The sequence below is a fragment of the Mesorhizobium sp. B2-4-17 genome, assembly GCF_006441275.1.
In the GTDB taxonomy this organism is placed as follows: domain Bacteria; phylum Pseudomonadota; class Alphaproteobacteria; order Rhizobiales; family Rhizobiaceae; genus Mesorhizobium.
In genome coordinates this window covers 47,938-69,749 of record NZ_VFUX01000034.1, presented here as the reverse complement: position 1 = coordinate 69,749, position 21,812 = coordinate 47,938, and the positions used below count along the sequence as shown (strand labels likewise).

The window sequence follows — 21,812 nt, the reverse complement described above, 5'->3', positions numbered from 1 at the left end:
CTTGCGGCGCCGGTGATCTCGGGCAAGATCCATGCCGACACCGTCATATCGGGCGGCACGGTGATCAGCGGCATCGATGTCGATCTGAAGCGTGACGGCGACTGGACCGGCTTCTCCGGCGGCGCCACGGTCAAGGGCATTCCGGCCAAGGCGGCTGGCCGGGTGAAAGCCGCCAACGGCACGACGACCATCGAACTTGCTTCCGGACAGGCGACTGTCCAGGGCATCCAGGCGGTCATTGCCCAAGCCTCCACCATCAGCATCGCCAATGGCATCACGACGCTGGACCGGCTGGTGCTCAACCTTGGCGGCGGCACGGCGACGGTGACCGGCAAGGTCGGGCAGACGCTCGACATCAATGCCACGCTGGCCAAGGTGCCGATGTCGCTCGCCAACAGTTTTTCGCGCGGCCTCGATGCGGCGGGTTCGATTTCGGGTACGGTGAAGGTGACCGGTGCGCCAGCGAGTCCGGCGGTTGCTTTCAACATCGACGCGGCTGGCGTGCAGACGTCGCAGACCCGCGGCGCCGGTGTCGGCGCGGTCAGCGTTTCCTCGTCCGGCACCTTTGCCGCCAACAAGCTCACCTTCAACGCCAATGTCGGCGACGGAGCCGGCCTTGGCCTCAAGGGCGGCGGCACGGTGACGACGGCGGGCACGCCGGCGCTGGTGCTCGATTTCAATGGCGGCGTGCCCTTCGGCATCCTCAGCCAAAAGCTTGCCGCGCAAGGCCTGTCGCTGACGGGAACGGCCAAAGTCAATGTTCAGGTGCGCGGTCCAGCGACGTCGCCGGTCATCGGCGGCAGCGTCAGCACCTCCGGCGCGCGGCTCGTCGATGCGCGCTCGGGCCTCGCCGTCAACGATATCGCCGCCGACGTCTCGATTGGCGGCGGCGTCGCCAGGATCAACCGGCTGACCGGAACATTGTCGACGCGCGGCAGCCTGTCGGCCAGCGGCACGGTCGGCATCAATCCGGCGCAAGGCTTCCCGGCCGACCTGTCGATCAAGCTCACCGACGGCCGCTATACGGACGGGCGCGTGGTGACCGCCAATCTTGGCGGCGACCTGACGATCAAGGGCCCGCTGACGTCGGCGCCGGCGATTGCCGGGACCGTCAACCTGGCCAAGACCGTCATCACCGTTCCCGACAAGCTGCCGGGCTCGCTTTCGGAGCTCGATGTCAAGCACAAGAACGCGCCAGGCGCGGTCAGGGCGCAGGACAAGGCGCTGCGGCCGGCGACGACGAGCGGCAAGAGCGGCGGCAGCGGTCTCGCGCTGGACGTCACGGTCAACGCGCCGAATCAGATCTTTATCCAGGGCAGGGGTGTCGACGCCGAACTCGGCGGCTCGCTGAGGCTGACCGGTCCGGCTTCGTCGCCGCAAGCTGTCGGTACCTTCACCCTGCAGCGCGGCCGGCTGTCGATCCTCGGCAAGCGGCTGACCTTCACCGAGGGCACGGTCGGCTTTTCCGGCTCGCTGGTGCCTTATCTCAACCTGACCGCGACAACGGCGACGGCCAGCGCCACCGTCACCATCGTGGTGTCGGGCGAGGCGACAAATCCGAAATTCACCTTCACTTCGGTGCCGGCGCTGCCCGAGGACGAGGTGCTGGCGCAACTGATCTTCGGCCGTTCGATGTCGAATCTGTCGCCGCTGCAGATCGCGCAACTGGCCGAAGCGGCGGGGCAACTGGCCGGTGTCGGCGGTTCGACCTCGTTGCTGGAAAATCTGCGCAGCGCCATCGGCGTCGACGATCTCGACGTCACCACCGACGAGAAGGGCGGCACGGCGGTCTCGGCCGGTAAATACCTGAACGACCGTACTTATGTGACCATCCAGAAGGGCGACAAGCCGGGATCGGGCAAGGCGGCCATCGACCTCAATGTCGGGCGCGGCGTCAAATTGCGGGGCGAGGCGACGGATGCCGGCGAGGCCAAGGGCGGCATCTTCTACGAAAGGGAATATTGAGGGTCTGGCCCTCACCATGGCCGGGACTGGCGCTGTCGTAAGCTGTGTAAATGTCTCTGTTTAATGGCCCGAAGAGATTTTGGCGAAATCTGGGCGCACTAGCAATTTTGCGCCAAGACTGTCGTTATCGCGCGAACCGCTCTCTTTCCAAAGTTGCACATTCGCTAACATGTTCCCAATCCATGCCGTCTTTGACATCACGGCCCGGATGCGGAATGTTAATCGGCGGAAAGCCAACAATGGGAGTTAGTGATGACAATCTACAAGAGTAATGGCGACAGCGTTCCGGATCACATCCTGGCCATGGCCGAAGAAGCCAAGGCGGGAACGGTGGATCGGCGCGAATTCCTGGCGCTCGCCAGCATCTTCGGCGCTTCGACCGCCATGGCCTACGGCCTGCTCGGCCTTGCCGCGCCGACACCGGCCAAGGCCGAGGACGTGCAGGGCAAGAAGGGCGGCGTGATCAAGGTCGCCATGTCCGTCAAGGATCCCAAGGATCCGCGCACGGCCGACTGGTCGGAAATCGCCAATGCCGAACGCCAGGCGCTCGAGCCCCTGGTGAAGTACACCCACCAGTACACGTTCGCGCCATATCTGCTGGCAAGCTGGGACATCAACGACGACGCCACCGAGTACACGCTGCATGTGCGGCCTGGTGTCGAGTGGAACAATGGCGACAAGTTCACCGCCGACGACGTCATCTACAATTTCACCCGCTGGGCCGACAAGGCCGCGGAAGGCAATTCGATGCCGGGCCGCCTCGGCAGCCTCGTCGACGAGAAGACCAAGAAGCTGAGCGAAGGATCGATCGTCAAGGTCGACGACATGACCGTCAAGCTCAAGCTCAGCAAGCCCGACATCGCCCTTATCGCCAATTTGACCGACTATCCGGCACTCGTTGTGCACAAGACCTTCGATGCGAAGGGCGCCAACTTCAAGAACTGCCCGATCGGCACCGGCCCATTCGAGCTCGTGTCCTACGATGTCGGCCAGAAGGTGGTCTACAAGCGCCGCGAGACCGGCAAGTGGTGGCAGGGCGAAGTCTTCCTCGACGGCGTCGAGTTCATCGACTACGGCACCGATCCGGCCGCGACGGTTTCGGCGTTTGAGTCGGGCGAAGTGCAGACCAACCACGAGACGACCGCCGACTACGTCAAGATTATCGAAGGTGTCGGCGCCCCGGTTTCGGAAGTGGTGACGGCGGCGACCGTGGTGTCGCGCTTCAACGTCAACGCCAAGCCCTATGGCGACCAGAAGGTGCGTCAGGCGATGTGCCTGGCAGTCGACAATTCAGTGGTGCTGCAGCTCGGCTACGGCAATGCCGGCACGCCGGCTGAAAACCACCATGTGGCGCCGATCCATCCGGAATATGTCAAGCTGCCGGAGATCAAGCGCGATATGGCCAAGGCCAAGCAGATGCTGACGGAAGCCGGGGTGATCGATTTCGAGCACGAGCTGATCAGCAATGACGAGGATTACCACAAGAACACCACCGACGCGATCGCGGCTCAGCTGCGCGAAGCCGGCATCAAGGTGAAGCGCACCGTGCTGCCGAGCTCGACCTTCTGGAACGACTGGACGAAATACCCGTTCTCGGAAACCAACTGGAACATGCGCCCGCTGGGTATCCAGGTGATCGCCATCGCCTACCGCTCTGGCGAAGCCTGGAACGAGACGGCCTATGCCAATCCGGATTTCGACAAGAAGGTGGGCGAGGCGCTCGGCATCGCGGATGCGGAGAAGCGCAAGGTGGTGATGAAGGACATCGAGCAGACGCTGCAGGAATCCGGCATCATCATCCAGCCGTACTGGCGCAAGCTCTACATCAACATTAAGCCCGAGGTGAAGAACCACTCGATGCACCCCACCTACGAGCACGATTTCGGCAAGGTCTGGCTCGATAAGGCGTGACCCGCAGCTTGATGAATACGAGGGCATTTGAGCCCTCGTATTCGCAGGACCGTCGCCGTTGCATTGGATGCAGCGGCGGCGCCACGTCACAGGGTTTTCGACCCAGGGTTGACCAGATCTGACCCCAACCCGGCCGGCAGGGGGGCACAATGTTCTCATTCATCATCAGGCGCATCGGCACGATTCTGCTCACGATGCTGTGCCTGACGCTGGTCGTCTTCTTCCTCGTCAATCTCGAACCCAACCTGAAGAAGCTGGCGATCAGCCAGACGGAAATGCACACGTCGGCCGAGCAGCTCGAAAGCTGGCTGGTCAATCATGGCTACCGCCGGAACTTCTTCGCGCGCTACGGCCAGTGGCTGGGCGTCGTGCCCAAGCAGCCGATCACAGATCCGGCGACCGGAAAGACCACGCAGCGTTTCTCCTTCTGCAACGATCCGGCCGTGCCGACATTCTCCGGCGTGATCGAGGGCGATTTCGGTTGCTCGACCAAGTTCAAGACCACAGTGGCGGCCAAGCTGTTCCCGGCGCTCGGCGCCACGGGCATTCTGATGCTATGCGTGCTGGGGGTGATGGTGCCGGTCTCGCTGCTGGTCGGCATCCTTGCCGGCATGCGGGAGGGGTCACGCACCGATCGCGTGCTGTCGGTCGCCTCGATCGCCTCGACGGCGACGCCTGAATATGTGTCTGGCGTCATCTTCACCGTCATCTTTGCCTCCTGGCTCGGCTGGCTGAACGGGTCGGCGGCATCAGCGAGCCAGGGCATCACCTTCTATAACTTCACGCTCCCGGTGATCACGCTCGCCATCTATGGCATCGGCTACATCGCCCGCATGACGCGCGCCTCGATGGTCGAGGTCATGACGCAGCAATATATCCGCACCGCGCGCTTGAAGGGCCTTTCCTTCCGCGGCGTGGTGGTCAAGCACGCGCTGCGCAACGCACTCATCGCGCCCTTCACCGTCATCATGCTGCAGTTCCCCTGGCTGCTCACCGGCGTCGTCATCGTCGAGGTGATGTTCCGCTACCAGGGCTTCGGCTACACGCTGGTCGAGGCGGCCGGCAACAACGACATCGATCTTCTGCTCGGCTGCTCGCTGGTCTCGGTGTTCATCGTCCTGATCACGCAGCTCATTTCCGACGTCGGCTACGCGTTCCTTAACCCGCGCATCCGGGTTCAGTAGGGAGAAGGCGCATGCAAGCCCAATACATCAGCGGCTCCGCCATCATCCTCGAAGTGCTCTGGCGCTTCTGGCCGGTGTGGGTCGCGCTCGCCATCGTCATGGGCGCCAGCTTCCTCTACAAGAAGAAGCTGGCGCTCTACGGCCAGCTGTTCGACAGCGGCGTCGGCATCGCCGGCGTCTTTATCTGCCTGTTCTGGCTGTTCACCGCGATCTTCGCTTCGACCATCTCGCCTTTCGATCCGCTCGGCCAGATCCCGATCATGAAGGACACGCTGCCCGGCGCCATCGAACCGCAATCGGGGCTCGTCTATCTGTTCGGCGGCGACAAGCTGGCGCGCGACGTCTTTTCGCGCATGGTCTATGGCAGCCAGATCGTGCTGATCATCGCGCCCGCGGCGACCGGTTTCGCGCTCATGGTCGGCATCACGCTCGGCCTGCCGGCCGGCTATTACGGCGGCAAGATCGATTCGATCCTGTCGTTCCTGGCCAACCTCGTGCTGGCCTTTCCGGTGATCCTGCTGTTCTACCTGCTGGTGACGCCGGGCATCATGGACACGCCGATTCCCTATGCGCTGGCCGGCGTCTTCTTCCTGTTCCCGATCATCTTCTTCTGCGTGCTGTTCTGGACCCGCTTCAAGAACCGGCCGGACCGGATCTACATCCTGCTCGGGCTGACACTCATCGTCGGCGGCTGGATCTATATCGGGCTTGTCTTCGACAGGGATCCGCTGAAGATCGTCCATATCGATCCCAACCAGCTCAACATCTTCGTGGCGGTGGTGTTCGCCTCCAGTCCCGGCGTGTTCCGCATCGTGCGCGGCCTGACCATGGACATCAAGACGCGCGACTATGTGGCGGCGGCGCAGACGCGCGGTGAATCGCCCTGGTACATCATGCTTTGGGAAATCCTGCCCAATGCGCGCGGACCGCTGATCGTCGACGCCTGCCTCCGCATCGGCTACACTACGATCCTGCTCGGCACGCTGGGCTATTTCGGCCTGGGCCTGGCGCCCGAGAGCCCGGACTGGGGCACGGCGATCAAGGATGCCAGCCGGCTGCTGCGCTCCTTCATCCACCCGGCGCTGCCGCCGACGATCGCGCTGATGTCGTTCGTGCTGGGGCTGAACCTGCTCGCGGACTCGCTGCGCGAGCAATCGATGAAGGATTGAAGGCGGGGTCCCGGATCCCGCCTGGCTAAGAACAAGGATTGGAGCGACCCATGAACGAGGCAGTTCGAAATCCGGCCAGGCCGACCAATGAGCCGATCATCGAGATCGAAAACCTCTCGATCTCCTTCTTCACCCGCAAGGGCGAGATCCCGGCCGTGATGGACTTTTCCTGCACGGTCATGCCCGGCGAGGCGATGGGCATCGTGGGCGAATCCGGCTGCGGCAAGTCGACCGTGTCGCTCGGCATCATGCGCGACCTTTCCAACATCGGGAAGATCGTCGGCGGCAAGATCAAGTTCCAGGGCAAGGACATGGGCGAGCTCTCCGAGGACGAACTGCGTTCGATCCGCGGCAACAAGATCGCCATGATCTACCAGGAGCCGATGGCCAGCCTCAATCCGGCGATGAAGATCGGCCAGCAACTGATGGAAGTGCCGTTGATCCACGACAAGGTGTCGAAGGAAGAGGCCCATAAGCGCGCGCTCGAAATGGTGCGCTCGGTCAAACTTCCCGACCCTGAGCGCATGATGCGCTCCTATCCGCACCAGCTGTCAGGCGGCCAGCAGCAACGCATCGTCATCGCCATGGCGCTGCTGTCGAAGCCGGCGCTGCTCCTCCTCGACGAGCCGACCACGGCGCTCGACGTGACGGTGGAGGCGGGCATCGTCGAACTGGTCAAGGGGCTAGGCGAGAAGTTCGGCACCTCGATGATCTTCGTATCGCACAATCTCGGCCTCATCCTCGAGACCTGCGACCGCATCACGGTGATGTATTCGGGCGAGGCGGTCGAGACCGGCAAGATCAAGGACGTGTTCGACCGGATGCGCCATCCCTACACGCAAGGGCTGTTCCGCTCGATCCCGCTGCCAGGCGCGGACAAGAACTCGCGGCCGCTGATCTCGATCCCCGGCCAGTTGCCGCTGCCGCATGAGCGGCCGAAGGGCTGCAATTTCGGCCCGCGCTGCCACCATTTCGTCGAGGGCGTCTGCAATGCCGCCGAAATCCCGATGGTCGAGGTCGCGGGACATGAAGGCCATTTCTCGCGCTGCGTGCGCTTCAACGAGATCGACTGGGAGGCGCTGCCGCCCGGTGCCAAGAAGGTCAACGAAAAGGTCGTGCCCGGCGCCCCGGTGCTCAAGATCGAGGATCTCAGGAAATACTACAAGGTTGGCGGCAGCGAGGTGTTCGGCTCGAGCGAAGGCCGCGTCGTCAAGGCCAACGAGACGATCTCGTTCACGGCGCGTGAATCCGAAACGGTCGCCATTGTCGGCGAATCCGGCTGCGGAAAATCGACGCTGGCCAAGGTGCTGCTCGGGCTCGAAACGGCGAGCTCCGGCATCGTCACGCTCGCCAACAAGGAAATCCAGTCGACCGGCATCGAGAACCGCAGCGTCGACACCGTGTCGTCGATCCAGATGGTGTTCCAGAATCCGTTCGACACGCTGAATCCCAGTCATTCGGTGGGGGCGCAGATCATCCGGACGCTGGAGAAATTCAAGGTCGGCAAGACTGTCGCCGACCGGCGCAAGCGCATGCTGGAACTGCTCGACCTGGTGAAGCTGCCGCGCGCCTTCGAGACGCGCAAGCCGCGCCAGCTTTCGGGCGGGCAGAAGCAGCGCATCGGCGTGGCGCGCGCCTTTGCCGGCGACGCCAAGGTGGTGGTCGCGGACGAGCCTGTGTCGGCGCTCGACGTGTCGGTGCAGGCGGCCGTGACCGAGCTGCTGATGGACATCCAGCGCAAGAACAAGACGACGATGCTGTTCATCAGCCACGACCTGTCCGTCGTGCGTTACATCGCCGACCGCGTCGTGGTCATGTATCTTGGCTACATCGTCGAGCAGGGCACGACCGACCAGATCTTCGCGCCGCCTTACCACCCCTATACCGAGGCGCTGCTGTCGGCGATCCCGATCGCGGACACCAGCGTGATCAAGAAGCACATCGTGCTCGAAGGCGACATCCCGTCGGCGATGAATCCGCCATCCGGCTGTCCGTTCCAGACACGCTGCGGCTACAAGAAGCTGGTGCCGGACAATTTGTGCGAGACCAAGGTGCCGCCGGTCAAGAACCTCGGCGATGGCCATATGAGCCTGTGCTGGCTCTCCGACGACGTGCTTTCGACGATGGAGCCGGTGATCAAGTTCGACAAGGACCATGCCGCCAAGGAGGGTGTGCCGGACGACGCGCCGCATGGCGCCGGCCCCGGCTTTGCCGGCACCCAGCCCAGCCGGCCGCATGGCAAGACGGGAAGTTTGGAGGCTGACCAAATCGGAGAGGCCGTCGAGGAAAACGAGGCTGTCATCCGAGCCCGTCGTCACGAAGTCCGCGACGAGGTTTCGGAAACCGGAGTTTCAAAGCCTGACGATACGACAAGGCGGCATTAGGCTCGAGCGGTTCAGCGTTTGGTGGAATCGTTGACCCGCTTTAGAGTTTGTAATTGCGGACGGGAAAACCGCCGCGCACTTTTGCTGGAATTGCTCTTGGCAGCGCGTCAGCTGCCGCATTGCCTCAGCTGTTCGGCATAGTCGCGGGCCATCTTGTCGGTGGCCCGGGCGTAGCTCTGCACCCCGGCGTCGCCACGGTTGCCGCGACCGTAGGCGGTCCAGCCGAGATAGTAGGCGAGGTAAAGGTTGTAGGTGTCGTTGCGGGCGACGCCGTAGCTATCGGCTGTTTTGGAGTGGTACCAGCCGACGAAGTCGACGGCATCGGCGAATTTGGTCCGCCGCGCCGCCCAATTGCCTGTTTCGTTCTGATATTGCGACCAGGTGCCGTCCAGCGCCTGCGAGAAGCCGGTGGCTGACGAGACGTGCTTCCATGGAATGAAGCCGAGCAGCTTGGTGCGCGGCGGCCTTGCGTTGCTCTTGAAGCCGGATTCCTTGCGCACCGTCGCCATCAGCACAGGGACCGGCACGCCGTATTTCTGCGAGGCGCGCTCGGCGGCCGACTGCCAATTGTCGAACCAGCCATCATTCTGGTCGAAGACGGCGCAGACATTGTTGATATGGCTGGGCGCGGTCGCGCAGGCCGAAAGTGCCAGCAACACGCCAATCGCTACAATTTTACTAAAACTCGATCTACGCATTGGATGAGCAATAGGCCGAAATCATAAAGGGAATCTTGCTGCCGCCATTAACGCATCGCCAGCGCGGGCGCTTCAAAAAATGCGATATCGTTATTTCGACGTGGGTTGCCGTTCTTTATAAAGTGGCGTCATGGAAATGCCGCCGTCGCTAAAATCGCGTCTGCAAATGGCGTATTCCTGACAGACCGGCCGGTCGGCCACGGCTTTGATGTCGGGCATGAACGAACCAAGACGCAAGCGCGGCGCCGAGCGCACCAGCAACAGGGGGCCAGCGCCCATCCCGCAACTGCCGCCCCGGCGGGTGACAAATCCCTATCCGCCGATGGCGATGCTGTCCGCCGACCAGATCGAGGCAATCCACCAGGCGTCGATGCACGTCCTGGAGAATTTCGGCATCGAGGTGATGAGCCCGCGGGCGCTGTCGCTGTTCGAGAAGGCCGGCGCCAAGGTCGACCACGCAACGGCCAATGTCCGCATCGATCGCGGCATGGTCGACGAGGCGCTGAAGACGACGCGGTCCAGCTATCGCCTAACGCCGCGCAATCCGGGCAACGCCGTTCACCTGGGCGGCAACACCATCAATTTCACGCTTGTTGCCGGTCCACCCAATGTGCACGACATGGAGCGTGGCCGGCGCGCCGGCAATCTGCGCGACTATGCCGACCTCACCCGGCTGGCGCAGCATTTCAACTGCGTCCACATGCTCGGCAACCAGGTCTGCGCGCCGGTCGAGCTGCCGGCCAATTCACGCCATCTCGATACCTACTTCACCAATCTGACGCTGACCGACAAGAGCTTTCATGTCTCGGCGATCGGTCGGGGCAGGGCGCTGGACGGCATCGAGATGATGGCGATCGCGCGCGGGCTGACGCTGGACCAGATGCGTGACGATCCGGGCATCGCCACCATCATCTCGGTCAACTCGCCGCGCCGCTTCGACGAGATGATGGCCGAGGGGCTGATGACGATGGCCGAGTACGGCCAGTCTGTGGCGGTGACGCCGTTCACTCTGATGGGGGCAATGAGCCCGGTGACGCTGGCCGGCGCGCTGGCGCAGCAGAATGCCGAGGCACTGTTCGGCGTCATGCTGACGCAATTGGTGCGGCCGGGCGCGCCGGTGATGTACGGCGCCTTCACCTCCAATGTCGACATGAAGTCCGGTGCGCCGGCATTCGGCACGCCGGAGAACACCAAGGCCAATATTGCATCGGGACAACTGGCCCGGCGCTACGGGTTGCCGTACCGGACGACGCCGGGATCGGCCTCCAACGCCGCCGATGCGCAAGGCGCTTACGAGACGCTGATGGCGCTCTGGGGCGCGGTGCTCGGCCACGGCAATCTCGTCTACCATGCAGCAGGCTGGCAGGAGGGCGGGCTGACGGCGTCCTTCGAAAAGTTCATCATCGATGTCGAGATGATCCAGCACATGATGGAGTTCCTGCGCCCGATCGTGGTCGACGAGGCCGAGCTTGCCGTCGAGGCGCTGGGGGCAGTGCCGACCGGCGGCCATTTCTTCGGCGAGCCGCATACGCTGGAGCGCTATGCCACCGCCTTTTACCAGCCGATGCTGTCCAACTGGCAGAACTACGAGGCCTGGCAGGAGGCCGGCGGGCTTGACGCGACCGCGCGCGCGACGCGGCTGTGGAAGAAGGCGCTGGAGGATTATGTCGAGCCGGCGATGGATATCGCCGTGCGCGAGGCGCTGGAGGCGTATGTGGCGAAGCGGCGCGAGGCTATCGGGCAGGGTGAGCCGTGATGGTTTTCAAAGGTCGGCGCTGCCCCTCACCCTTACCCTCTCCCCGTGAAGAACGGGGAGAGGGGGGCGCTAATGTCGCAGCTTCTCCCTTCTCCCCGTCCCTATACGGGGAGAAGGTGCCGGCAGGCGGATGAGGGGCAGCGCCAACCTTTTGGAATCCCAAATAGATCCCTCCCATCCCGAATCCGCTCGTCCATCCAACTCACTGAACTAACGAGAAAAATCCATGAAATCGCATGCAAAGGTCGTGGTCATTGGCGGCGGTGTCGTCGGGTGTTCCGTGCTGTTCCATCTCGCCCGCCACGGCTGGACCGACGTCGTGCTTCTGGAACGCGACGAACTGACCTCCGGCTCGACCTGGCACGCGGCGGGCGGCATGCACACGATCAATGGCGACCCCAACGTCGCCAAGCTGCAGAAATACACCATCAACCTCTACAAGGAGATCGAGGAACTCTCCGGCCAGGCGACCGGGGTGCATCTGACAGGCGGCGTGCTGCTCGCCGCGACCGAGGCGCGGCTGGACTGGCTGCGCGGTGTCGTCGCCAAGGGCCGTTATCTCGGCATCGACCTCGAGGAAATCTCGGCGAAAGAGGCGGCCGAATTGATGCCGCTGCTCGACCCCAAGCAGTTCGTCGGAGCGGTCCGTAACAAGGAGGACGGCCATCTCGACCCTTCGGGCGTGACGCACGCCTATGCCAAGGCCGCGCGGAAGCTCGGCGCCGAGGTCGAGCGCTTCACCAAGGTCGAGGACATCGTGCGCCGCCCCGATGGGCTGTGGCGCGTCATCACCAACAAGGGCGAGGTGGTCGCCGAGCATGTCGTCAATGCCGGCGGCCTGTGGGCACGCGAGGTCGGCCGCATGGTCGGGCTCGAACTGCCGGTGCTGGCCATGGAGCACATGTACCTGATCACCGAGGACATGCCGGAGGTTGCCGACTGGAACGCCAAGACAGGCACCGAGATCATCCACGCGGTCGATTTCGACGGTGAGCTCTATCTGCGCCAGGAGCGCGGCGGCATGCTGATGGGGACCTATGAGAAGGCCAACAAGCCATGGTCCGAATACCAGACGCCGTGGAATTTCGGCCATGAATTGCTGGCGCCGGACATCGACCGCATCGCACCGTCGCTGGAGGTCGGCTTCCGGCATTTCCCGGCCTTCCAGAACACGGGCATCAAGCAGATCATCAACGGGCCCTTCACTTTCGCGCCCGACGGCAACCCGCTGGTCGGGCCGGTGCGCGGCCTGCCGGGCTTTTGGGTCGCCTGCGGTGTGATGGCGGGATTCAGCCAGGGCGGCGGCGTCGGCCTGGCGCTGTCGAACTGGATGATCGAGGGCGATCCCGGCGCCGATATCTGGGCGATGGATGTGGCGCGCTACGGCGACTGGGCGACGATGGCCTACACCAACGCCAAGGTGCGGGAGAACTATTCCAGGCGCTTCTCGATCCGCTTTCCCAATGAGGAATTGCCGGCCGGACGGCCGCTGAAGACAACTCCGGTCTACGACCTGTTGTCGGCCCGGGGCGCGCAATGGGGCGTCGCCTACGGGTTGGAAGTGCCGCTCTGGTATGCGCCGGCGGGCGTCAAGGACGAGTTCTCATGGCGCCGCTCGAGCGATTTCGCCCATGTCGCCAGCGAAGCCGCAACGGTGCGCAATGGTGTCGGCCTGTCGGAGATTTCGAGCTTCGCCAAATACAAGGTGACGGGCGAGGGGGCGGCGGCCTGGCTCGACCGGATGCTTGCCTGCAAACTGCCGAAGCCCGGCCGCATGACGCTGGCGCCGATGCTGAAGGACGACGGCAGACTGATCGGCGATTTCACGCTGGCCAATCTCGGAGCCGATGGCTGGTTCCTCGCCGGCTCCGGCATCGCCGAGGAATACCACATGCGCTGGTTCGAGGCGCATCTGCCGAAGGACGGTTCGGTGCGCATCGAAGCGCTGGGAGCGAAACTCACCGGCCTTGCGATTGCCGGGCCGAAGGCGCGGGATGTGTTGGTCAAGGTCAGCCGCGCGGATGTCTCGAACGCAGCGTTTCCGTTCATGGCGGTGGCGAAAATGGATATCGGCATGGCGCCGTGCCTGGTTGGCCGGGTCAGCTACACCGGCGATCTCGGCTACGAGATCTGGGTGGCGCCGGAATATCAGCGTGTGGCGTTCCAGGCGCTGATGGCGGCCGGCGCGGAATTCGGCATCGGCCTGTTCGGCTCGCGTGCGCTCAACGCGCTGCGGCTGGAGAAGAACTACGGCTCATGGGGACGCGAATACAGGCCGATCTACGGGCCGCTGGAAGCCGGGCTCGACCGCTTCGTCGCCTATGGCAAGGAGGCCGATTTCATCGGCAAGGCGGCGGCACTCGCCGAGCGCAAGCAGGGCGGCAAGCTGCGCCTGCGCACTTTCATCGTCGAGGCCGACGATGCCGATGTCATCGGCGACGAGCCGATCTGGTTCGGCGGCACGGTGCGCGGCTGGGTGACGTCGGGCGGCTACGCGCATCATTCCAAAAAATCCGTCGCCGTTGGTTACGTGCCGAAGGAGATCGCCGACGAGAGCGACGGGTTCGAAATCGAGTTGCTGGGCAAGCGCCACGCCGCGTGCATCCAGGCCACGCCACTGTTCGATGCGAATTTCGAACGGATGCGGGGGTGAGGTTCACCCCCGCACGGGGGCATCATGCGTTGCGTTGGTTGTCGAGCGCGAAGGCTCCGGCGCCGGCAAAGACGAGATAAAGGAAGATGAAGCAGAACGAGACCGCCGCGTCGCCGCTGTTGTTGACCGGGAAGAAGTCGCGCGGCATGTGCGCCGAGAAATAGGCGATTGCCATTTCGCCGGCCAGGAGGAACGCGACCGGACGGGTGAACAGGCCAAGCGCCAGCAGGATGCCGCCGGCGAATTCAAGGATGCCGGCAGTCGTGGTCAGCCCGGTGAGGGCGTGGGCTTGGGCGCTTGCCGGGAAGTTGAACAACTTCTGGCTGCCATGTTCGATGAACTGCAGCGCGGTCATGATGCGCAGCACGCCGAGCGCCTGCGGCTGGTATCTGGCAAGACCTTCGAAAAGCTTCATCTAGAACTCCGTTTTGTCTCTCCCGGCCCGGCCATAAAGCATCCCCGAAAGCCGGACCATTCACAACGTTCGCACCGGTATCAATTGTCGGTGAGGAGGGCATCATTGGGCAGCGAAAGAAGGCGAAGCGACCGATTGGTTGCACTGGTCATCTTGCATCGTGGCGCTATAGTTGGCGCAAATCTCTCCCGATCCGCCATTTGGTCCTATGGAGTCCCGCCATGAAGACACTCGTTCTTGGTTTTGCAGCCATGCTGGCGGCGACGACCGCCGTCATGGCCGAGGACGCGGGGTGTGAGGCCTTCAAATGGCCGGTGACGCGCGAACAGGCGCTGTTTCCCGCGGCGCCAGCAACGCCGTCGGGGGCAACGCTGGCGGTCGGTGCGGCAGCGGATCTCGCACTGGTGCCGGTCGAGAAGGCCGGCTTCGCGATGCGGCCCGAGCATGCGCCAGCGCCGGGCACGTTTGGCGCCGTCGCGAGTGTGGCCGTGCCGCCCGAAGGGAGCATCCAGATAAGCCTGTCGGGCGAGGCCTGGATCGATGTCATCCAGGATGGCAAGGCCGTGAGATCGGCCGATTACAGCGGCGTCAAGACTTGCCCGGGTATCCGCAAGAGCGTGCGCTTCAAGCTTGCTGCCGGCCAGGCCACCCTCCAGTTCAGCGGTGCGAAGAAAGCTGATCTCAAGGTCGCCGTGCTGGCGCCGGAATAACGGGCGCCAGCCGGGATCGCCGTTCGTCGGCGACGTCATGAATGGCCGCCTGTCGTGCGAGCCGTCGCAGTTCCCTTAACGTCCCGGCGCCATCAGCGCGAAATGGGCGCCTTGCGGATCCTGGCACTGCACGATCCAGCTGCCGCCGGGGACCTCCATCGGCCCCATCAGGACCTTGCCGCCATTGTCGGTCACGCGTTTGGCCGCCGCGTCGATGGCTGTCACGTTGAAATAGAACTGCCAGACCGGCACCGGGATCTGCTCCGGCTTGTTCATGATGCCGCCGCCGGATTCGGGGCCGGCCGTGAAGGTCTGATAGATGCCCATCGGCCCCATGTCGAAATCCCCGGCATTGGCCCAGCCGAACTGGCCGGAATAGAAATCGAATGCGGCCTTCCAATCCGACGTGTAGAGCTCGTGCCAGCCGATATGACCGGGCGTCGCGGCCGGCAGGACGGGTTGGTCCGGGCCGTTCGGCTGCAGGAACATGAAGGTCGCGCCTTGCGGATCGGCGACGACGGCGAAGCGGCCGACGCCTGGAATGTCGTCGGGCTGGCGATGAACGGTACCGCCGGCTTTCTGCAGCGATGCCGTGGCGGCATCGACGTCCCTGGTATGGATATAACCCAGCCAGGCGGGCGGCATGCCCATCTTGGCCGCGTCCTCGGGTATCGTCATCAGGCCGCCGACGCCTCGCTCGCCGACATTCATGACGATGTAGCGCGGCATGCCGGGAGCTTTGTCAAAGGGCTGCGCCGTCCAGCCGATAACCTTGGTGTAGAATGCCTCGGCGGCGTCGAGGTCCGTGGTCATCAGCTCGTACCAGAAGAAGGGCATTGGGGATTTCGGCATTGTCGGTCTCCTCACCTTTGTCGTCGATCATGTTTCGATCCATCATAGGACGATCTTCGAGACGGAAATCCGACAACTTTGCGCAAAGATAGGCCGTTGAGTAAGGTGTTTCGTCCGCGATGCTACGGATCGCCCGATTTCAGCCGATAACATGAGTAAAGAAGTCATGTTATTATCGAAGTTTTTCAGCGACTTACCCAGAAAATTGACCAATTGATAAAAAAATAAAACGTGCTAGCCTTTCCCAAAACGAAAACATGGGGAACTGAAAATGCCAGAAGGCCAGTTCAAGGAAGGCATTGCCGGCGGACGGCTTGCGGCCGAGCAGTATGCCGACAACTTTTCCGACCTGCATCCGCCGCTCGATCACCACGAGGCGCTGGTCGAATCCGACCGCTGCTATTTCTGCTACGACGCGCCGTGCATGAATGCATGCCCGACCTCGATCGACATCCCGCTGTTCATCCGCCAAATCTCGACCGGCAACCCGATCGGGTCGGCCAAGACCATCTTCGACCAGAACATTCTTGGCGGCATGTGCGCCCGCGTCTGCCCGACCGAGACGCTGTGCGAGGAGGTATGCGTTCGCGAAGTGGCGGAAGGCAAGCCGGTGCAGATCGGCCGGCTGCAGCGCTATGCCACCGATATCGCGATGAGCGAGAACAAGCAGTTTTATCCGCGCACAGCGGCGACGGGGAAGACGGTCGCCGTGGTCGGCGCCGGCCCAGCCGGTCTAGCCGCCGCGCACCGGCTCGCCCGCCATGGCCATGACGTGACCATCCTGGAGGCGCGCCCGAAAGCCGGCGGCCTCAACGAATACGGCATCGCCGCCTACAAGAGCGTCGACAATTTCGCCCAGGCCGAGGTCGACTACGTCACCGCGATCGGCGGCATCGACATCCAGAACGGCAAGGCGCTGGGCCGCGATTACCAGCTCTCCGACCTGATCCGCAATTATGACGCGGTGTTCCTCGGCATGGGGCTTGGCGGCGTCAACGCGCTGCGCGCCGATGGCGAGGATGCCTCCGGCGTCACCAATGCGGTGGAGTTCATCGCCGAACTGCGGCAGGCTAGCGATCTCTCGGGCCTGCCGGTTGGTCGCCGCGTTGTCGTCATCGGCGGCGGCATGACAGCGATCGACGCCGCCGTGCAATCGAAGCTGCTTGGCGCGGAAGAGGTGACCATCTGCTACCGGCGCGGCCAGGAGCACATGAACGCCTCCGAATTCGAACAGGATCTGGCGGCCGCGAACGGCGTCACCATCCGCCACTGGTTGCAGCCGAAGCGGGTTGTCGCTGACGGCGGCAAGGTGTCGGCAATCGAACTCGAATACACCGCGCTCAAGGGCGACAGGCTCGTCGGCACCGGCGAGACGCTGACGCTCGTCGCCGACCAGGTGTTCAAGGCCATCGGCCAGAGCTTTGTCCCGGCCGCCCTCAACGGCAGCGGAGAATTGATCGAACTCGAAGCCGGCCGCATCAAGGTCGATGCGGAAGGGCGCACCTCGCTCGCCAAGGTCTGGGCCGGCGGCGACTGTATTTTTGGTGGTGACGACCTGACCGTCTCGGCGGTGGCGCAAGGGCGCGATGCGGCGGAGTCCATCCACCGGGCACTGACCTTTAACGGGAGGGCGTGAGCATGGCAGACATCCGCAACACTTTCATCGGCATCAAATCGCCCAATCCGTTCTGGCTGGCCTCGGCGCCGCCGACGGACAAGGCCTATAATGTCATCCGCGCCTTCAAGGCCGGCTGGGGCGGTGTCGTCTGGAAGACGCTGGGCGAGGAAGGTCCGCCCGTCGTCAACGTCAACGGCCCGCGCTACGGCGCGATCTGGGGTGCGGACCGCCGTCTGCTCGGCCTCAACAATATCGAACTGATCACCGACCGCGATTTGCAGACCAATCTTCGCGAGATGAAGCAGGTCAAGATGGACTGGCCCGACCGGGCATTGATCGCCTCGATCATGGTGCCTTGCCTCGAGGAAAGCTGGAAGGCCATCCTGCCTCTGGTCGAGGAGACCGGCGCCGACGGCATCGAGCTCAATTTCGGTTGCCCGCACGGCATGTCGGAGCGCGGCATGGGCGCGGCCGTCGGCCAGGTGCCGGAATATATCGAAATGGTGGTGCGCTGGTGCAAGCAGTACACGCGCATGCCCGTCATCACCAAGCTGACGCCCAACATCACCGACATCCGTAAGCCGGCGCGGGCAGCACATGCCGGCGGCACCGACGCGGTGTCGCTGATCAACACCATCAATTCGATCACCGGTGTCGACCTCGACAATTTCGCGCCGATGCCGACCATCGACGGCAAGGGTTCGCATGGCGGCTATTGCGGTCCGGCGGTTAAGCCGATCGCCATGAACATGGTGGCCGAAATCGCGCGCGATCCCGAAACACGCGGCCTGCCGATCTCGGGCATCGGCGGCATCACCACCTGGCGCGATGCGGCCGAATTCATGGCGCTCGGCGCCGGCAATGTGCAGGTCTGCACGGCGGCGATGACCTACGGTTTCAAGATCGTCCAGGAGATGATCGCCGGTCTCGAAAACTGGATAGACGAGAAGGGTCACCGCACGCTCGACGATGTCATCGGCCGCGCCACGCCCAACGTCACCGACTGGCAGTATCTCAACCTCAACTATGTCGCCAAGGCGCATATCGACCAGGATGCCTGCATCAAATGCGGCCGCTGCCACATCGCCTGCGAGGATACCTCGCACCAGGCGATCACCAGCATGGTCAATGGCGTCAGGCATTTCGAGGTGATCGAGGCCGAATGCGTCGGCTGCAATCTGTGCGTCAACGTCTGCCCGGTCGACAACTGCATCACCATGGAGCCGCTGGCAGCCGGCGCGATGGACCAACGCACCGGCAAGCCGGTGTCGCCGGTCTACGCCAACTGGACCACACACCCGAACAACCCGATGGCCAAGGTGGCAGCGGAGTAGCGGCTGCTGGTCGTAACGTCGGTTGAGTTCAGTCGCCCCGTCTTTTGCACGGGGCGATTTTCGTAATGCTTCAATTTGTGGGTTGGCGCTGCCCCCTCATTGTCCTGCCGGACGTTCGTCGTTCGAAAAGCCAAGCAATTGGCTTTTCGTCCGCTGCGCGGACCACTTCTCAACTCCCCGTATAGAGACGGGGAGAAAGGGCTGGCCGCAACGCCGGCTCCTTTTCCGCAACGTCGGAGATTGGCGAAAGCTCTCACGACAGCACCCCTCTCCCCGTCACTATACGGGGAGAGGATGCCGGCAGGCAGGTGAGGGGCAGCGCCAGCGCCGAATTGGAAGGTGTCTTGGCACGACAACGGGTCTTCGTTCTCCAAGAAAACCTCTCTCAAAAATCAGACTCCTACGATTTTCCTATTGCAGATAAAATATATCGAGGATAAATTATATCGACGAAGCTTGGAGACCGACAATGAAGCTTGGCGAGGGCGTTGAAGCGGCCATCCACTGCGCGGCCACGCTGGCGAGCGTCGAAGGCAACAGCACCATTCCAGGCGCCGCGCTGGCGGAATCCTTTGGCCTTTCACCGAGTTATCTCCTGAAGCATCTCAACATGCTGACTTCATCCGGCATCCTGGAATCGGTGCCGGGGCCAACCGGCGGCTACCGGCTGGCGCGGCCGGCTGAACGCATCACCCTGCTTGATATCGTGCTGGCGGTCGAAGGGCGCGAGCCGGCTTTCCGCTGCGGCGAAATCCGCCGCAATGGTCCGGTCAAGCTGGATGCCTCGGCCTATGTCAAACCCTGCGGCATCAACGCCGCGATGCTGAAGGCGGAGAGGGCCTATCGGGCCGCGCTTGCCGAGACCAAGCTGTCCGACGTCGTGGCCAATTTCGCCGAGGAAGGCGATCCCCGGTCGATTGCAGCGAGCTGCGCTTTCGTTGAGCGCCACCAGCGGCCGCAGAAATCCGGTTCCATCAAGCAAATCTGAAACCCAGTCGATGTGAAAGGACAACACGATGAAACAGAGGATACAATTCTTCGCCAAGGCGCCGGAGGTCATGAAGGCGGTGATGGCGCTCAACAAGGCGGTCGACGAATGCGGGTTGGAGGTGAGCCTGCTGCACCTGATCAAGCTCAGAGCCTCGCAGATCAATGGCTGCTCGTTCTGCGTCGAGATGCACAGCCGCGAGGCTCGCCGTGACGGCGAGACCGAGCCGCGGCTCTATCTGGTCTCGGCCTGGAAGGAATCGCCACTATTTTCCGAGCGCGAACGCGCGGCTTTGGCCTGGACCGAGGCGGTGACGCTGATCGCCAACAATGGTGTTTCGGACGAACTCTATGCCAGGACGCTCGAGCATTTCTCGGAAGAGGAACTGGTCAAGCTGTCGGTCGCGCTCGGCATGATCAACACCTGGAACAGGCTTTGCATTCCGTTCCACGCCATTCATCCGATGCCGGCCGCCAAGGCGGCCTGATTGCCCGATTGCCCGGGAGCGCCGCCGAGGAGGCGGCGCTCCAGCTGTCGAAGGAAGCGGTCGATGCAGCCGATTTCCGGGGACCATCAAGGCCCTGACACCGGGCAGCGCATAAACGGCTTCAATGTCGCGCTGAGCGGGCCTGACGCTTCATAGCGCAATACTTCCGGGCGGGCCGGGGAACTCGGCGCAATTCGACGCCGGCCCGTGTTAATCGCTCCGTCGCGATTATCCTGTATGAAATCGCGGGTTCACGAGTGGAGCGGGCATGGAGCAAGGCTGGACCGCATTCTGGGCGCGCATTTCGGAGGTCTTCCATCAGGCGCTGTTTCCGTTCCGCGTGATCGCGGAAGCCGTTGGCTGGCATCCAAGCGACTTACAGATCTGGTGCTTCCTGTGCGGCGTCTTCTTCCTGGCGCCCATCGGCGTGCAGAGCTATGGCGGTTTTGTCCTCAAGCGGCGCGGCATCTTTGCCACCGGCAAGGTGGTGGATATCGATAAGTCTGGCGAATATTCGGACAACCCGATCATAGAATTCGCCGATCGCTCCGGACGAACCTGGCGTTTCGAATCCTATCTGCCGGTTAATGGCAGGACACGGTCTATCGGTGCCGCGGTCGACGTCATCTACGATCCTCTGCACCCTAAGCGAGCCCGGGAGATGGGCCGCCCCATCATGAAAGCGGTCCACCTCGCGGTCGGCTACGCAATCGTCGCCGGGCTGCTGCTGTTCGCCTTCTGGCCCGGCCTGATCTCCTACTGATCCCGCCGCAGTCACGCAGCCTATCCGTCAAAGGACGACCAGGATCCTCTCGGCCTCCTTCCCACTTTGATCATAGCACTGAAAACAAACACACAGGAACCACGGGTCTCGGCGTCCGCTTCGCTCCTTGCTCCGCCCGTGGATGACGAAATGATGGGTGCCTCGGCCAATCCTTACGGTCGGTAACAACCAAATCACCGGTAAGTTGGCCCTATCCGTTAAGCCCTTTTCCCGAGACCCTAGCCCTTCGGCTTCAGCCCATCGAGGAACAATTGCTCGAGGAAGCGCGCCGCGTCCTCGAAGCGGCCGTCGCCGCCGCGGTTCGGCCCCAGTACGGCGCGGACCTGAACGTCGAAATCGGCATAGTGCTGCGTCGTCGCCCAGATCGAGAAGATCAGGTGCCAGGGGTCGGTCCGGGCGATCTTGCCGGCACGCATCCAGCCCTTGATGACGGCGGCCTTCTCGTCGACCAATGTCTTCAACTCGCCGGCCAAGAGCGGCATGATGCGCGGCGCGCCTTGCAGGATCTCGTTGGCGAACAGCCGGCTTTCGCGGGGAAAATCGCGCGCCATTTCGAGCTTGCGCCTGATGTAGCTGCGCAATTCGGTCATGGGATCGCCGATGTCGTCGAGTTCCCGGAGCGGCGCCAGCCAGGTGTCGAGCAGGCGCTGCATCAAAGTCTCGTGAATGTCTTCCTTGCGGCGGAAATAATAGAGCAGGTTGGGCTTCGACATGCCGGCGGCTTCGGCGATCTGGTCGATGGTCGAGCCGCGGAAGCCGTTGGTGGAGAACACCTCGAGCGCCGCCTCCAGGATCAGTTCGCGCTTTTCCTGCTGGATGCGGGTGCGGCGAGGGGCTTCCGTGCCGGTGTTCACCGTTGCGGACCCCCGTGTTGACGTCTATCTGGACCAATTCTCTGGACCAG

Annotated in this window: 17 protein-coding genes; 13 read left to right on the top strand and 4 right to left on the bottom strand. The window is 63.1% G+C overall.

Annotated features, from left to right (window positions below; genetic code table 11):
- From FJ548_RS24300 to FJ548_RS24280, 5 genes are all read left to right on the top strand, one after another.
- Positions 1-1,965 (top strand): translocation/assembly module TamB domain-containing protein (locus tag FJ548_RS24300; RefSeq protein ID WP_181168888.1); only part of this gene is annotated, 1,965 nt, incomplete at its 5' end.
- A gap of 252 nt (positions 1,966-2,217) precedes the next feature.
- Positions 2,218-3,876, top strand: coding sequence for an ABC transporter substrate-binding protein (locus tag FJ548_RS24295; protein ID WP_140608963.1), 1,659 nt, complete (start codon positions 2,218-2,220; stop codon positions 3,874-3,876).
- 149 nt (positions 3,877-4,025) lie between these two features.
- Complete coding sequence (locus tag FJ548_RS24290) at positions 4,026-5,060, top strand: ABC transporter permease (RefSeq protein ID WP_140779160.1); 1,035 nt, start codon at positions 4,026-4,028, stop codon at positions 5,058-5,060.
- 11 nt (positions 5,061-5,071) lie between these two features.
- Positions 5,072-6,229 (top strand): ABC transporter permease, encoded by a 1,158-nt coding sequence (locus tag FJ548_RS24285; RefSeq protein WP_140608959.1) that lies wholly within the window; start codon positions 5,072-5,074, stop codon positions 6,227-6,229.
- Between the two features lie 50 nt (positions 6,230-6,279).
- Positions 6,280-8,613 (top strand): ABC transporter ATP-binding protein, encoded by a 2,334-nt coding sequence (locus tag FJ548_RS24280; protein ID WP_140779159.1) that lies wholly within the window; start codon positions 6,280-6,282, stop codon positions 8,611-8,613.
- 107 nt (positions 8,614-8,720) lie between these two features.
- Here FJ548_RS24280 and FJ548_RS24275 read toward each other — a convergent pair whose 3' ends face one another.
- The gene (locus tag FJ548_RS24275; protein WP_140779158.1) at positions 8,721-9,311 is read right to left on the bottom strand and encodes a transglycosylase SLT domain-containing protein; all 591 of its coding nucleotides are present in this window, start codon (positions 9,309-9,311) and stop codon (positions 8,721-8,723) included.
- 217 nt (positions 9,312-9,528) lie between these two features.
- Between FJ548_RS24275 and FJ548_RS24270 the strand changes: the two genes are divergently transcribed.
- On the top strand, positions 9,529-11,067 hold the full coding sequence (locus FJ548_RS24270; protein WP_140779157.1) for a trimethylamine methyltransferase family protein: 1,539 nt from the start codon (positions 9,529-9,531) through the stop codon (positions 11,065-11,067).
- Positions 11,068-11,293: 226 nt separating this feature from the next.
- Positions 11,294-13,720, top strand: a complete 2,427-nt coding sequence (locus tag FJ548_RS24260) for an FAD-dependent oxidoreductase (RefSeq protein ID WP_140779155.1) — start codon at positions 11,294-11,296, stop codon at positions 13,718-13,720.
- 22 nt (positions 13,721-13,742) lie between these two features.
- On the opposite strand, the gene FJ548_RS24255 is transcribed toward FJ548_RS24260, so the two are convergent.
- Complete coding sequence (locus FJ548_RS24255) at positions 13,743-14,135, bottom strand: DoxX family protein (RefSeq protein ID WP_140608947.1); 393 nt, start codon at positions 14,133-14,135, stop codon at positions 13,743-13,745.
- A 221-nt stretch (positions 14,136-14,356) separates the two neighbouring features.
- On the opposite strand from FJ548_RS24255, the gene FJ548_RS24250 reads away from it, so the two are divergent.
- On the top strand, positions 14,357-14,845 hold the full coding sequence (locus FJ548_RS24250; protein ID WP_140779154.1) for a hypothetical protein: 489 nt from the start codon (positions 14,357-14,359) through the stop codon (positions 14,843-14,845).
- Between the two features lie 75 nt (positions 14,846-14,920).
- On the opposite strand, the gene FJ548_RS24245 is transcribed toward FJ548_RS24250, so the two are convergent.
- Complete coding sequence (locus FJ548_RS24245; protein WP_140608942.1) at positions 14,921-15,697, bottom strand: VOC family protein; 777 nt, start codon at positions 15,695-15,697, stop codon at positions 14,921-14,923.
- A 271-nt stretch (positions 15,698-15,968) separates the two neighbouring features.
- Here FJ548_RS24245 and FJ548_RS24240 point away from each other — a divergent pair, with 271 nt between their 5' ends.
- The 5 genes from FJ548_RS24240 to FJ548_RS24220 all read left to right on the top strand — a co-directional run bounded on the left by FJ548_RS24240 (position 15,969) and on the right by FJ548_RS24220 (position 20,887).
- Complete coding sequence (locus tag FJ548_RS24240; RefSeq protein WP_140608940.1) at positions 15,969-17,333, top strand: NAD(P)-dependent oxidoreductase; 1,365 nt, start codon at positions 15,969-15,971, stop codon at positions 17,331-17,333.
- A gap of 2 nt (positions 17,334-17,335) precedes the next feature.
- Positions 17,336-18,649 carry an NAD-dependent dihydropyrimidine dehydrogenase subunit PreA gene (preA, locus tag FJ548_RS24235; RefSeq protein WP_140779153.1) on the top strand — a complete coding sequence of 438 codons (1,314 nt, stop codon included), beginning with the start codon at positions 17,336-17,338 and terminating at the stop codon, positions 18,647-18,649.
- A 469-nt stretch (positions 18,650-19,118) separates the two neighbouring features.
- Positions 19,119-19,637, top strand: coding sequence for an Rrf2 family transcriptional regulator (locus FJ548_RS24230; RefSeq protein ID WP_140609128.1), 519 nt, complete (start codon positions 19,119-19,121; stop codon positions 19,635-19,637).
- A gap of 28 nt (positions 19,638-19,665) precedes the next feature.
- Complete coding sequence (locus FJ548_RS24225) at positions 19,666-20,124, top strand: carboxymuconolactone decarboxylase family protein (protein ID WP_140699425.1); 459 nt, start codon at positions 19,666-19,668, stop codon at positions 20,122-20,124.
- 268 nt (positions 20,125-20,392) lie between these two features.
- Positions 20,393-20,887: a DUF3592 domain-containing protein gene (locus tag FJ548_RS24220; RefSeq protein ID WP_140699428.1), complete on the top strand. Its 495-nt coding sequence runs from the start codon at positions 20,393-20,395 to the stop codon at positions 20,885-20,887.
- A 239-nt stretch (positions 20,888-21,126) separates the two neighbouring features.
- Here the strand turns inward: FJ548_RS24220 and FJ548_RS24215 are convergent, their stop codons facing one another.
- Positions 21,127-21,762 (bottom strand): TetR family transcriptional regulator C-terminal domain-containing protein, encoded by a 636-nt coding sequence (locus FJ548_RS24215; RefSeq protein WP_027051045.1) that lies wholly within the window; start codon positions 21,760-21,762, stop codon positions 21,127-21,129.
- Positions 21,763-21,812: the final 50 nt, after the last annotated feature.